Origin of the sequence: Paenarthrobacter sp. UW852, assembly GCF_024608385.1 — a bacterium.
Lineage (GTDB): Bacteria > Actinomycetota > Actinomycetes > Actinomycetales > Micrococcaceae > Arthrobacter.
Map to the genome: position 1 here is coordinate 93,847 of NZ_JAMSGY010000013.1, position 14,029 is coordinate 107,875.

Annotated in this window: 9 protein-coding genes; 3 read left to right on the top strand and 6 right to left on the bottom strand. The window is 63.4% G+C overall.

What is annotated here, in order from left to right; genetic code table 11:
* The first annotated feature begins 35 nt into the window (after window positions 1-35).
* Window positions 36-1,415 carry a 6-phospho-beta-glucosidase gene (locus NEK97_RS18790; RefSeq protein ID WP_257371239.1) on the top strand — a complete coding sequence of 460 codons (1,380 nt, stop codon included), beginning with the start codon at window positions 36-38 and terminating at the stop codon, window positions 1,413-1,415.
* On the opposite strand, the gene NEK97_RS18795 is transcribed toward NEK97_RS18790, so the two are convergent.
* Window positions 1,412-1,930, bottom strand: coding sequence for a GNAT family N-acetyltransferase (locus NEK97_RS18795; RefSeq protein WP_257371273.1), 519 nt, complete (start codon window positions 1,928-1,930; stop codon window positions 1,412-1,414). The genes NEK97_RS18790 and NEK97_RS18795 overlap by 4 nt on opposite strands.
* Window positions 1,931-2,041: 111 nt before the next feature.
* On the opposite strand from NEK97_RS18795, the gene mshA reads away from it, so the two are divergent.
* Both mshA and NEK97_RS18805 read left to right on the top strand, forming a co-directional pair.
* A complete protein-coding gene (gene mshA, locus NEK97_RS18800; protein WP_257371240.1) occupies window positions 2,042-3,286 on the top strand; it encodes a D-inositol-3-phosphate glycosyltransferase in 1,245 nt (414 codons plus the stop codon).
* Window positions 3,287-3,386: 100 nt separating this feature from the next.
* Window positions 3,387-5,075: a formate--tetrahydrofolate ligase gene (locus NEK97_RS18805; RefSeq protein ID WP_257371242.1), complete on the top strand. Its 1,689-nt coding sequence runs from the start codon at window positions 3,387-3,389 to the stop codon at window positions 5,073-5,075.
* An 88-nt stretch (window positions 5,076-5,163) separates the two neighbouring features.
* Here NEK97_RS18805 and NEK97_RS18810 read toward each other — a convergent pair whose 3' ends face one another.
* The 5 genes from NEK97_RS18810 to glgX form a co-directional block, all read right to left on the bottom strand.
* Window positions 5,164-6,249, bottom strand: coding sequence for an inositol-3-phosphate synthase (locus NEK97_RS18810; RefSeq protein ID WP_257371243.1), 1,086 nt, complete (start codon window positions 6,247-6,249; stop codon window positions 5,164-5,166).
* Between the two features lie 167 nt (window positions 6,250-6,416).
* Window positions 6,417-7,454 (bottom strand): L-glyceraldehyde 3-phosphate reductase, encoded by a 1,038-nt coding sequence (gene mgrA, locus NEK97_RS18815; RefSeq protein ID WP_257371244.1) that lies wholly within the window; start codon window positions 7,452-7,454, stop codon window positions 6,417-6,419.
* A gap of 95 nt (window positions 7,455-7,549) precedes the next feature.
* Window positions 7,550-9,322, bottom strand: coding sequence for a malto-oligosyltrehalose trehalohydrolase (gene treZ / locus NEK97_RS18820; protein WP_257371275.1), 1,773 nt, complete (start codon window positions 9,320-9,322; stop codon window positions 7,550-7,552).
* Between the two features lie 58 nt (window positions 9,323-9,380).
* Window positions 9,381-11,693 (bottom strand): malto-oligosyltrehalose synthase, encoded by a 2,313-nt coding sequence (gene treY / locus NEK97_RS18825; RefSeq protein ID WP_257371245.1) that lies wholly within the window; start codon window positions 11,691-11,693, stop codon window positions 9,381-9,383.
* Window positions 11,690-13,996, bottom strand: a complete 2,307-nt coding sequence (glgX, locus tag NEK97_RS18830) for a glycogen debranching protein GlgX (RefSeq protein WP_257371246.1) — start codon at window positions 13,994-13,996, stop codon at window positions 11,690-11,692. Before glgX ends, treY begins: the two co-directional genes overlap by 4 nt.
* Window positions 13,997-14,029: the final 33 nt, after the last annotated feature.

A 14,029-nucleotide genomic window follows, 5' to 3' on the forward strand; every position in this document is an offset into this window, starting at 1 on the left:
TACGCTGCACCCTCCGGGCTGCATAGACTCGGACCATGCGGCTCATGATCGCCGGTGGCGGCGGATTCCGGGTTCCCCTTGTGTACCGGGCTTTGTGCGCGGGCCCCTTCGCGGGGTTGGTGGACTCACTGGTGCTTTACGACGTCGACGCGTTGCGGGTTGCGGCCATTGAGGCTGTGCTCCGCGATATGCCTACCGCGGCAGGTTCCCGGCCCGACGTCGTGGTTTCGACGGACCTGGCACAGGCCCTTGAAGGTACGGATGTGGTGTTCGCGGCGATGCGCCCCGGTGGAACGGCGGGCCGCATTGAAGACGAGCGCGTCGCCCTGGACTTAGGCCTGTTGGGACAGGAGACAACCGGGGCGGGTGGGATTTCCTATGCGCTGCGCTCCATTCCCCGGATGCTTGAACTGGCAGAGGCCATGCGTCGCCACTGCCCGGATGCGTGGCTGATCAATTTCACCAACCCCGCCGGAATGGTCACCGAGGCGCTGCGTCCAGTGCTGGGCGGGCACGTGATCGGGATCTGCGATTCCGCAGGCGGACTGGTGCAGCGGGCGGCCCGCGCCGCAGGGGCGCCGCTGAAGGACGGAATGCTCGACGGCGTGGGCTACTTTGGGCTGAACCACCTCGGCTGGCTATACCGGCTGGCTCCGGGTGGGACTGACCTGTTGCCCGGCCTGCTCGAGGACGAGAGGGCCCTTGGGTCCATGGAAGAGGGTCGGCTGTTCGGCCGCAAGCTCCTGAAGAGGCTCGGCTGCCTTCCCAACGAATACCTTTACTACTACTACCAAACCGCGCAGGCAACTGACGCCATCAGGGCCCAACAGGAAACCCGGGGCACCTCCATCCACCAGCAGCAACGCTCGCTGTACCCGGCGTTGGTGGACTCTGACCACGCCTATGCGCTGTGGGATGCCGCTCGACGGTCCCGGGAGGAAGGCTATTTGGCCGAAGCCCGCACCCACGGCGAACAACGGGATGAGGAAGACCTGGCCGGTGGCGGCTACGAGCGGGTGGCGTTGGCCCTCATGAAAGCCCTTTTCGGGGGCGGGAGGACCCAGTTGATCCTGAACGTTCCCAATTCTCCGGTGTCTGCCGCCGGCGGCCCGGCCACAGCGGATGGTGCGGTGCCCGGCCTTCCCGGGGACGCCGTCGTCGAGGTTCCCTGCGAGATAACGCCCGACGGCGCCCTGCCGCTTGCGCAGGAGCGTCCCGGCAGGCAGTTCCTCACTTTGATGAAACGCGTTAAGGAGGTGGAGAAACTGACCATTCGTGCTGTCAGGGAGGGCGACCGGGAATCCGCCGTACGGGCCTTCGCCGCGCATCCGCTGGCGGGTTCCGCATCGCTGGGGAAGGAACTGTTGGATCGGTACGAGCAGGCTTTCCCCGAACTGCGCAGGCTGTGGTCCTAGAGTTTCCGGTACATCACGTGCAGTCCGACGTACCCGATCTCAGGATGGTTGAACGCTTCAGGCACGGTGGCGAGGATGGTGAATCCCATGGATTGCCAGAGCCAGACCGCGCGGACGTTGCTCTCCACCACGGCGTTGTACTGCATGGCGTAGAAGCCGGCTGCCTTGGCTTCCGCCAAGGAGTACGCACACAGGGCCCGGGCAATGCCCTTGCCGGAGTGCTTGGCCCCCACCATGTACCCGGCGTTGGCCACGTGGCTGCCACCACCGCCCTGGTTCGCATGGAATTCGCCGGTTCCCAGCACCTCACCGCTCCCCCGGTCGACGGCCACGAAGGTCTGTCCCGGAGCCTCCTTGAACCACTTGGCCCGCGCTGTCCCTTCCGTGGTGTCACGGTCCCAGGTGAACGTTTCACCCTCCCGGATCACGGGTTCCAGCACGGCCCAGATGCCGGGCCAGTCCGCGGTTGTTGCTTGTCGAATGTCGAAAGTCTTTTCGTCGGTCACAGCGGCCACGGTAGCAGCGTTGTCCACATAGCGGGTTTGCTTCGGCCAGGCGATGCCCGGCAGGAGTAGTGTTTTCTGCAGGGCAAACAGCCTTTGCCCCGTCTTGTCAGGAGGAACGCCATGCCATTGATTCGTCGCGTGGCATTCCTGTCCTTGCACACCTCCCCCATGGAGCAACCGGGTGCCGGGGACGCCGGCGGAATGAACGTCTACGTGCGAGCCCTCGCCATGGCATTGGCTGAGACCGGCGTGGAAGTGGAAATCTTCACGCGCTCCACCAAAGCCAACCAGCCCGCCGTCGAGCATCCCGGGCCAGGTGTCTGCGTCCACAACGTCATGGCGGGGCCCCGCCGGAAAATTCCCAAAGAAGAGCTGCCGGAGCTCCTCCACCAGATGGTGGGCGAGATAGACCGGATCCGCCATGAACAACTGCACGGCCGCTACGATGCCATCCACTCGCACTACTGGGTTTCGGGGGTGGCAGGGCTGGAACTGTCGGAGCTTTGGGGCGTTCCCATGGTTCACACCATGCACACCATGGCCAAGGTCAAGAACCTGGTGCTGCAATCCGGCGAGCGCCCCGAACCCCGTAGACGGGAAGAAGGCGAGCAAAAGATCGTCGACGGCGCAGCCCGCCTGGTCGCCAACACCCCCGCAGAGGCCGAGGAACTCGTCTCCCACTACGGGGCGGACCGCGACCGCATCGACATTGCACCGCCCGGGGTCGACCTGAACGTCTTCACACCGTCCTTCCGCAAGAAATCCCGCGCCCTCCGGGGAGTGCGCCCGGACAGTTTCCATATCCTCTTCGCCGGCCGGATCCAGCGGCTCAAAGGTCCGCAGGTGTTCGTGAAAGCCGCCGGAATCCTGCGTAGGCGTCGGCCCGACATCGACCTCGAAATGACCATCCTGGGATCCCTCAGCGGATCGAAGGACTTCAACCTCAAGCAGATCATCCACGACGCCGGGCTCGACGACGTCGTCACCCACCGCCCGCCGGTCGTGGCTCCCGAGTTGGCCAGCTGGTTCCGCTCCGCCGATGTCGTGGTCATGCCCTCCTTCAGCGAGTCGTTCGGCCTGGTCGCCTTGGAAGCACAGGCGTGTGGCACACCCGTCGTTGCCACCAACGTCGGTGGCCTCTCCCGCGCCATTTCCGACGGCCGCACCGGACTCCTGGTGGATGGGCACGACCCCTTGGACTGGGCGGACGCCCTGGAAGACCTCTACGACGACGTCCAGACCCGCGAAGGCATGGGACGGCTTGCCGCCACCCATGCGGAGTCATTCGGGTGGCAGCGAACGGCCGCGATCACCCTGGAGAGCTACCGGGAAGCAGTCAGCGGCTTGTTGGTCCCCAGGCGCTGAGTCCTCGCCTGTTTGGCTCAACGGTGCTGGTAGATTGTCGCGCACAGCGCAAGTACGCCCGGCCCGCAGCACCCTGTATGGCCACAGCCAAAGGACAACGATGTCTGAACAGAAGGTCCTGAGTGACCTGGAAATCGCCCACAAAGCCACCATGCTGCCCATCGAGCAGATCGCCGAACGGGCAGGAATCCCTGTGGCCGCCCTTGAGTTGTACGGGCTCTACAAGGCCAAAATCAATCCGGCCAAGCTGCAACTCCCCCAAGGCAGGAAACCGGGCAAAGTGGTGCTGGTATCGGCCATGTCACCCACCCCGGCGGGCGAAGGCAAATCAACGACCACCGTGGGGCTCGCCGATTCCCTGGCACGGGCCGGGAACAACGTGATGATCGCCCTGCGTGAGCCCTCGCTTGGCCCAATCCTGGGGATGAAAGGCGGAGCCACGGGAGGCGGTTACTCCCAGGTCCTGCCCATGGACGACATCAACCTGCATTTCACCGGGGATTTCCATGCCGTGACGTCGGCCAACAACGCCCTCATGGCATTGGTGGACAACCACATCTTCCAGGGAAACGCCCTGGGCATCGATCCTCGCCGGATGACCTTCAAACGGGTGCTGGACATGAACGACCGCGCGCTGAGGGAGGTCGTTATCGGGCTTGGCGGACCGGCACAAGGAGTGCCCCGACAAGACGGCTTCGACATCACCGTCGCCTCCGAAATCATGGCAGTGTTCTGCCTTTCCACGGATCTGGATGACCTGCGAAGCAGGCTCGGTCGCATTACGTTCGGCTACACCTTCGACCGGTCCCCGGTGACCGTCGCCGACCTCGGTGTCGAGGGAGCCCTCACCATGCTGCTCAAGGACGCCATCAAGCCCAACCTGGTGCAAACCATCGCAGGCACCCCCGCGCTGGTTCACGGCGGCCCGTTCGCCAACATAGCCCATGGCTGCAATTCGTTGATTGCAACCCGCACGGCCATGGAGCTCGCCGATATCGTCGTCACCGAGGCGGGCTTCGGAGCAGACCTCGGCGCCGAAAAATACATGGACATTAAGGCGCGCATCGCAGACGTGGCGCCCTCCGCCGTCGTCATTGTTGCGACCATCCGCGCGCTCAAGATGCAGGGCGGGATTCCCAAGGACCGGCTCAACGAGCCCAACGTCGAGGCTCTGGCAGCCGGCGTGGAGAACCTGAAGCGGCACATCGGCAATGTGGCAAAGTTTGGCATCTCCCCCGTGGTCTCCATCAACAGGTTCGCCTCTGATACTCCGGAAGAACTGGACTGGCTCCTGGCCTGGTGCGCAGCCGAGGGCGTGGACGCAGCCGTCGCCGACGTCTGGGGGCGCGGCGGCGGAGGCGACGGCGGTGATGAGCTCGCAGCCAAGGTAACCGCCGCGCTGGAACGGCCCTCGGACTTCCACCATCTGTACACGCTGGAGCTCTCCGTCGAGGAGAAGATCCAAACCATTGTCCAGGAAATCTATGGGGCGGACGGCGTGGACTTTTCCGTACCGGCGCTCAAACGCCTCGCCGAGATCGAGAAGAACGGCTGGTCAGGACTTCCCGTGTGCATGGCCAAGACCCAGTACTCCTTCACCGACGACGCCTCCAGGCTGGGCGCGCCCAAGGGTTTCAAAGTGCACGTACGGGATCTGATCCCCAAGACAGGGGCAGGGTTCATTGTGGCCCTGACCGGTGCGGTGATGACCATGCCCGGCCTCCCCAAGGAACCGGCCGCCATGCGCATGGACGTCGACGCCGACGGCAACCCCACGGGCCTGTTCTAGCCCTCCCCCAGAAAATCCACCCGCTAACGACAAGCGCCCCCGCACCCAGGTGTTGTTCACCGGGGTGCGGGGGCGCTTGTTGAGGGCTTTAGCGCTCGATGTCGCCGCGAATGAAGGCTTCCACCTTGTCGCGGGCGAGGTCGTCGTTGAACTGCTCCGGCGGGGACTTCATGAAGTAGCTGGAAGCGGAGAGCAGCGGGCCGCCGATGCCGCGGTCCAGGCCGATCTTGGCGGCGCGGATGGCGTCGATGATCACGCCGGCCGAGTTCGGGGAGTCCCATACTTCAAGCTTGTACTCCAGGGAGACAGGTGCGTCGCCGAAGTTGCGGCCCTCAAGGCGGACGAAAGCCCATTTGCGGTCGTCGAGCCAGGCAACGTAGTCGGACGGTCCAATGTGGACGTCGTCGGCGTGCAACTCAGCCTCGACGTTGGAGGTCACGGCCTGGGTCTTGGAGATCTTCTTGGACTCGAGGCGGTCGCGCTCCAGCATGTTCTTGAAGTCCATGTTGCCACCGACGTTCAGCTGGTACGTCCGGTCCAGGGTGACGCCGCGGTCTTCGAACAACTTGGCCATGACGCGGTGCGTGATGGTGGCGCCGATCTGGCTCTTGATGTCGTCGCCAACAATCGGAACACCGGCCTCGGTGAACTTGTCGGCCCACTCCTTGGTGCCGGCGATGAAGACGGGCAGGGCGTTGACGAATGCGACGCCGGCGTCGATGGCGCACTGGGCGTAGAACTTGGCGGCCTGTTCCGAACCCACGGGCAGGTAGCACACCATGACGTCAACCTTGGCTTCACGGAGCGCTGCGACGATGTCCACGGCCTCTTCGGGGGCTTCGACGATGGTCTCGCGGTAGTACTTGCCCAAGCCGTCCAGGGTGTGGCCGCGCTGAACGGTGACACCGGTGGCCGGGACGTCGGCGATCTTGATGGTGTTGTTTTCGCTGGCACCGATGGCGTCGGCCAGGTCCAGTCCAACCTTCTTGCTATCGACATCGAAAGCAGCGACGAACTGGACGTCATTGACGTGGTACTGACCGAACTCAACGTGCATCAGACCCGGGATCGTGGCCTTCGGGTCAGCGTCGCGGTAGTACTGGACACCTTGGACCAGCGATGCAGCGCAGTTTCCTACACCAACAATGGCAACACGAATCGGATGTGAAGACACGGAACTCCTTTGAGAAATAACCTCAGGTGCCAGGCGGGTCCCTGAGTATGTCCAGGGCGCGGCTAATTGGCACGGCGCCATTCGGCGCACACTTGCATTCTAACCAACACAGCAGGGACCGGTTTTGTTCCTTACCGGCCCCTGCTGTTTGTGTCAGTTCCTGCTGGCTACTTCTGCGCCCAAAGGTTGATGTCGGATTCCACCGCGAATTCGTCGATCGCCGTCAGCTCGTCCTTGCTGAACTCCAGGTTGTTGATAGCGCTAAGGGTGTCCTCGAGCTGCGCGACGCTGGACGCCCCGACGAGCGCAGAGGTAACGGGCGAGCCCTTCGGCTGCTCGCGCAGGATCCACGCAATCGCCATCTGGGCCAGGGTTTGCCCACGTCCTTCGGCTATCGCCTTGAGTCCGCGCACACGGTCCAGTTTTTCTTCCGTCAACGCGGACTCGGAGAGGAACCTTTCCTTGGCCGCGCGGGAATCCGCCGGGACACCGTTGAGGTACCGGTCGGTGAGCATCCCCTGGGCGAGGGGCGAGAACGCGATGGAACCTGCTCCCACCTGATCCAGTGCCTCATAGAGGTTGGGTGAGCCATTCTCCGTCCAGCGGTTGAGCATGGAATAGCTGGGCTGGTGAATGAGCAGCGGCGTACCGAGTTCCTTCAGGATCCGGGCGGCCTCGATGGTCTGCTCCGGAGTGTAGGAGGAGATGCCGGCGTAGAGGGCCTTGCCGGAGCGTACTGCGTAGTCCAGCGCCCCCATGGTCTCTTCCAGCGGGGTCTCAGGATCGGGGCGGTGGCTGTAGAAGATGTCCACGTAGTCCAGGCCCATCCGCTCCAGCGACTGGTCAAGGCTGGAGATCAGGTTCTTGCGGGAGCCCCACTCACCATAAGGTCCGGGCCACATGTAGTAACCGGCCTTGGTGGAGATGATGAGTTCGTCCCGGTACGGTTTAAAGTCGTCTTTGAGGTGGCGCCCGAAGTTCGTCTCGGCGGACCCGTCCGGTGGCCCGTAGTTGTTGGCGAGGTCAAAGTGGGTGACCCCCAGGTCGAACGCCCGGCGCAGGATGGCGCGCTGTTCGTCGAACCGCTTGTCGTCGCCGAAGTTGTGCCATAGGCCCAGCGAGATGGCGGGAAGCTTCAGTCCGCTGCGTCCGACACGGCGGTAGGGCATGGTTTCGTAGCGGTTCTCCGCAGCCGAATAAGTCATACGTTCCATCCTGCCACTGCACCTGGCAAGGGTGACGGCGCGTCCGCTATGTGGGCGCCGTCACCCTCGGGTCAGGTCAGTTGAGTCAGGCGGGGTCAGTTGATACGTACGACGACGGCGCTACCGCCAGGAAGCGTCAACGTCCCGTCGTCCAGGGCTGCTTCGTGGTCGGTGGCCAGCAGCACGGAGCCGTCCAGGGGTGTCGCGAGTGCCTCGTCCCCGAAGTTGCAGACAACCCGTACATCGCCGCGGGACATCTGCAGCCAGCGTTCGTCGTCGTCGAACTCAACCGCGGTATCCCCAAATCCGCCGTCCGCCAGTTCCGGGGTGTTATGGCGCAGCTGTGCCAAATCCTTGTACAGCTGCAGCAGGCGGGCGTGGTCTCCCTCTTCTGCTTCCTCCCACTTGAGCTTGGAGCGCTGGAACGTTTCTGGGTCCTGGGGGTCGGGAACTACCGCCGGGTCCCATCCCATGCGTTCAAACTCCTTGATCCGGCCTTCGGCTGTGGCCTTGCCCAGCTCCGGTTCCGGATGCGAGGTGAAGAACTGCCAGGGAGTGGACGCGCCATATTCCTCACCCATGAACAGCATGGGCGTGAAGGGGGACGTCATGGTCAGCACGGCACCGGTGGCCAGTTTCCCGAAGGAGAGCGAGGCGGTGAGCCGGTCGCCGATTGCACGGTTCCCGATTTGGTCGTGGTTCTGCAGGCAAACCACCAGTGCTGACGGGTGTGCCAGGTCATGCCGGATGGGTCGGCCGTGGTGCCGCCCGCGGAAGCTGGAGTAGCTGCCATCGTGCAGGAAGCCATGTTCCAGGACCTTGGCCAGCACAGCCAGGGAGTCGAAATCCGAGTAGTAACCGGTGGTCTCGCCGCTGAGATTGACGTGCACCGCGTGGTGGAAGTCGTCGCTCCACTGGCCTTCCAGGCCGTATCCGTTGTCCTGGCGCGGGTAGATGAGGCGCGGGTTGTTCAGGTCCGATTCCGCGATCAGGGTCTTGGGAATACCCGTCTCGGCTTCGATCCGGTCCGCCAACGCCCCAAAGTCCTCCAGGATGTGGACGGCCCGTTCGTCGCGCAGGGCATGAACAGCATCCAGGCGCAGCCCGTCCACGTGGTAATCGCGGAGCCACATTTCTGCGTTCTCCAGGATGTAGCGGCGGACATCGTCCGAGCCGGGGCCATCCAGGTTCACGGAGTCACCCCAGGTATTGCCCTCCCCCGATTTCAGGTACGGGCCATACTTGGGCAAATAGTTTCCACTGGGTCCAAGGTGGTTGTAGACAACGTCCTGGATGACGCCCAAACCTGCTGCGTGGGCAGCGTCGACGAACCGCTGGTATGCCGCGGGTCCGCCGTATGGTTCGTGCACGGCGTACCAAAGGACGCCGTCGTAACCCCAGTTGTGGACACCGTTGAAGCCGTTGACCGGCAGCAACTCGATGAAATCCACGCCAAGGTCCACAAGGTAGTCCAGTTTCCCGGCGGCCGCATCCAGCGTCCCTTCCGGGGTGAAGGTGCCCAGGTGCAGCTCGTAAATGACCGAGCCCTTCAGTGCCTTGCCCTTCCATTCGGCATCCTGCCATTGGTGGACGTCGGGATCGAAGATCGCCGACAGGCCGTGGACGCCATCAGGTTGTCGACGGGAACGGGGGTCCGGGAAAGGACCTTCCCCGTCCACGAGGTAACCGTAGGAGTCACCGTCCGCTCCCTGTGCCACCGCGTCAGCCGGGGCGCGCCACCAACCGGTGGCCGCGCCGTCGTGCTGTTGTTCCATGGCGTACTCTTGACCGCCTGCGACCAGCCGCACCGAACCAGCGTTCGGCGCCCAGACGTCATAGCGGTTTTTCCCAGCAGCGTGCTCCAGCATCATGCTCCCTTTAGGTGTTCAAGCGTGCATTGCAGTGACGACGTTGGTCGTTCAGGAATCAGGTGGCAGGCACCAGCAGGGCCACGGGGTAATGCTGAAGCAGCCGTGCAACCGGCACAGCCCCGGCACTGTAGGACGCACCGGTCAGTTGGTCGATGCTGTCCACCGTGAGATCGATAACGGTGTCCCGCCACCCTCCGTCCCGTTCGAGCCGCCTGGGCAGCCGGGTGGCTACCGTGAGGGCTCCCCGCTTTTCCGCTCCCCTGTCGAAGGCCACCACATGGCCTGCCGCCGAACCCCGAGCTGCCACCGGCAGGTAGCCTGCGAACAGCTCCGGCCGATCGCGGCGCAGCCTCAGGGCGCGGGAGAGCACCAGCAGCTTGGCCGATTCCTGCGTGAACGCCGGCTTGGCACCGGCGTCCAACTCGGCGAGTGCCGCGATGCGGGCCTTGAAGTCCACGGGCCGCCTGTTGTCCGGGTCGGTCAGCGAACCATCCCGGAATTCCGTGCCCTGGTAGACGTCCGGGACGCCGGGCATGGTCAGCTGGATCAGCTTCGCCGACAGCGAGTTCGTCGTCCCGAAGGGTTCAAGCTCGGCCACGAAGTTGTCCAGCGCGGCCGCAACTTCGGGGACATCAAAAGCGGCGTCGACGGCGGCAGCCAGGTGCCGTTCAAACTCGGCGTTCGGGTCGGTCCAGTTGGTCGAGTTTCCTGCTTCCCGCGCCGCTTTCAGGGCGTAGGACTGCAGGCGTCCACGATCAGCCGGCCAGGCTCCGACGATTGACTGCCATATCAACGCCGCGAGGGGGCCGTCCGGTATCGGAGCGAGTTGCTGAACTGTTCCCAGGAATAACTCCCACTCGGGAACAGCCTCCGAAATGACCGAAATCCGGGCGCGGGCATCCTCGCTGCGTTTGGTGTCGTGCGTGCTCAGCGTGGTCATCGACAACGGCAGGAGCTGTTGACGACGTGCCATCCGCTCGTGGAAAACCCCCGCGGGAATCGAGAACTCGGTGGGGTCAGCTCCCACTTCTGTGAGCGTCCCCAGCCGGGTGTAGCGGAAGAACGCAGTGTCTTCCACGCCCTTGGCCATGACCATCCCGGAGGTCTGCTGGAAACGCCGGGCCAGCGGGCCGGATTCATCAAGGAGCAGTGGCTCCAAGCGACGCAGTACGGTGTCAAGGTCCGGACGATGCCGTGCTGCTTCTTCGATGGACCGGCTCAGGACCTTGGCGCCGTAGGGCAGGTAAGTCCTGTAGATCGGGAAGCAGCAAATAACCTCAGCGAGGGCATCCGCGACTTTCCCATGGGGAAGTTCCAGGGATTCAGGAACCAAACGCGCCAGCCGCAGTATCTCGGAGCGCAGGATCCCATCGGCAATGCGTCGCTTCGTCCCACGGATCATGGCGTGGTAATCAGCGGGCGCATCCGTTCCACGGAGCCGGGCGTCGAGGGAGTTCAGGTACTCCTCGGCTGAGGGGTCCACGAACAAGCGGTCCACATCGGCAAGTGCGTCATAGCCGGTGGTGCCTTCACAGTCGAAGGTCTCCGGAAGCTGTTCGCCCGGTTCAAGGATTTTTTCCACCAGCAGGTATGCCCCGCCGGTAGCCTCCCGCAGCCTGGCCAGGTAGCCTTCCGGGTCGGCCAAGCCATCGGGGTGGTCAATCCTCAGCCCGTCAACCAGGCCGTCATGGAACCAGCGGACAATTTCCTGGTGCGCTTCATCGAAAACCCAAGGGATTTCGACCCGCACGCCAGCCAACGTGTTGACCGCGAAGAATCGCCGGTAGTTCAGCTCGGCATCGGCACGCCGCCAGCCGACCAGCTCGTAGTGCTGCCGGGCATGCACGTCCTTCGGGCTGTCACCATCGGCGTATGTTCCCTCTGCCAACGGAAAGGCATGATCGTAGTAACGCAGTTCACCGTCAACGACCTTGAGTTCGTCGAGGTCGTCATCGCTGCCCAGGACGGGAACACGGAGCTTGCCGCCGCCAAAGTCCCAGTCGACGTCGAAGGCTTCGGCGTACTTGGAACCCTGGCCTTCTTTCAGGAGCTGCCACCACCAGGAATTCTGCTTGGGTGAAGCTACGCCCATGTGGTTTGGCACGATGTCAGCCAGGATGCCAAGGCCCTGTTCCCGGGCTGACCGGGCCAGGGCTTCGAGCCCCTCAGGGCCGCCGCGGGAGGCATCCACGGTTGACGGATCGGTGACATCGTAGCCGTGATCAGAGCCTTGTTCGGCCGTCAGGATCGGTGACACGTAGACCCAGTCGACTCCCAAGGAGCGCAGATAGCCGGTCAGCCCGGCAGCGTCCTGGAGGGTGAAGCCCGGACGGATCTGCAGCCGATACGTCGAAATGGGAGTTTTCACGCCTGGTTCTCCTTTGAAGCCGGCTCAGCTGCAGCGTCGGCGTCCTGGCCGCTCTCCTGCGTGGCGGTCCCCTCCCCCTTGTAGTCGAAGGGCAGGGACGTTACGGCGGGAGAAGTGAGCGATGCCGTTTCCGGGGTACTCGTCTGGGTCAGGGCAGCCAGGGAAGCAGCCACGGAATGATCGGGCTCAACCTCGGGCGTGCTGTGGGCGCGGAGGACCACCAGAGACTTGCCGCTGACCTTCAGGTGCTGCTCGGGCTTGATGACGCCGGCTTCGGCGCCCTCTCCAGCGGTGTCGATCATGACGTCCCACGCCGGCGCGTACTCGTCCGAGGGGATCTGGAAGTCCACATCTTCCTGGTCGGCGTTGAAGTAGAGCAGGAAGTTGACGTCAGTGATGCGCCGGCCCTGGGTGTCGCGGCCGTTGATACCGTCTCCGTTGAGGAACACGCCCACGGAGCGGCCGAAGGCTTCGTCCCAATCGGACGGGCTCATGGTGCTGCCGTCAGCATCCAGCCATACGATATCCGGGAGCCGCTCACCTTCGCCACGGAGGACCGGGCGTCCGTCGAAGAAGCGGCTGCGTCGCAGGCTGGGGTGCTTGGCGCGCAGGGCGCTCACCGCCGCCGTGAATTCGATCAGCGGCTGGTCCACGTTGTCCCAGTTGATCCATGTGAGCTCGGAGTCCTGGCAGTACCCGTTGTTGTTGCCGTTCTGTGTCCGCCCAAGCTCATCGCCGTGGAGCAGCATCGGTACACCCTGTGAGAGGAACAGGGATGCAATGAAGTTGCGTTGCTGGCGTGCCCGCAGCGCAAGCACTGTGGGATCTTCGGTCGGCCCTTCCTCGCCGCAGTTCCATGAGCGGTTGTGGGATTCGCCGTCGTTGTTGTCCTCGCCGTTGGCCTCGTTGTGCTTCTCGTTGTAGGACACAAGGTCCATCAACGTGAAGCCATCGTGTGCCGTAACGAAGTTGATCGAGGCGTAGGGCCGGCGTCCGGAGTGCTCGTAAAGGTCTGCCGAACCGGTCAGGCGGGACGCGAATTCACCCAAGGTGGAGGGCTCACCGCGCCAGAAATCGCGGACGGTATCGCGGTACTTGCCGTTCCATTCGGTCCACTGAGGCGGGAAGTTGCCCACCTGGTAGCCGCCGGGGCCGACATCCCACGGCTCGGCAATGAGCTTCACCTGGGAAACAACCGGGTCCTGCTGGATGAGTTCGAAGAACGTGGAGAGCTTGTCCACATCGTAGAACTCACGAGCCAGGGTGGACGCGAGGTCGAAGCGGAAGCCATCAACGTGCATTTCGGTGACCCAGTAGCGGAGTGAGTCCATCAACAACTGGAGGGAGTGCGGGCTGCGAACGTTGAGCGAGTTTCCGGTGCCCGTGTAGTCCATGTAGTACTTTTGGTCGTCCTCCACCAGCCGGTAGTACGCGGAGTTGTCGATGCCCTTGAAGGACAGCGTGGGTCCCAAGTGGTTGCCTTCGGCCGTGTGGTTGTACACGACGTCAAGAATCACTTCGATGCCTGCGCTGTGCAGTGCGCGGACCATGGCTTTGAAGTCCTGGACCTGTTGCCCGGTATCGCCCTTGGAGCTGTAGCTGTTGTGGGGCGCGAAGAACCCGATGGTGTTGTAGCCCCAGTAGTTACTCAGGCCTTTGTCCTGCAGGATGCCGTCATTGACGAACTGGTGCACGGGCATGAGCTCGATCGCTGTGATGCCGAGCTTCTGCAGGTGTGAAATCACGGCAGGGTGGGCAACGCCCGCATACGTTCCGCGCTGCTCTTCGGGCACCTCCGGATGGGTCTGCGTCAGGCCCTTGACGTGTGCCTCATAAATGACCGACTTGTGGTACGGGATCCGCGGGAGCTTGTCGCCGTCCCAATCGAAGAAGGGGTTGATCACCACACCGAGCATCATGTGCGCGGCGGAGTCCTCGTCATTCCGGGACTCCGGGTCACCCATGTTGTAGGAAAACAATGACGGATCCCAATCGATCTGCCGGTGGACAGCCTTGGCATAGGGATCCAGGAGCAACTTGTTGGGGTTGAACCGTTGACCGGCGTCGGGGTCGTAGGGCCCGTGCACGCGGTAGCCGTACTTCTGCCCGGGTTGAACCTGCGGCAGGTAACAGTGCCATACATAACCATCAACCTCGGTGACATCTACGCGGACTTCCCCGCCGTCGTCGTCGAAGAGGCACAACTCCACTTTTTCGGCCTTCTCGCTAAACAGCGCGAAGTTGGTGCCGGTGCCGTCAAAGGTGGCACCCAGCGGATAAGCCGATCCGGGCCAGACTTCCATGCGTTCTCCTCTTGATGATGCGAACAACTGTTG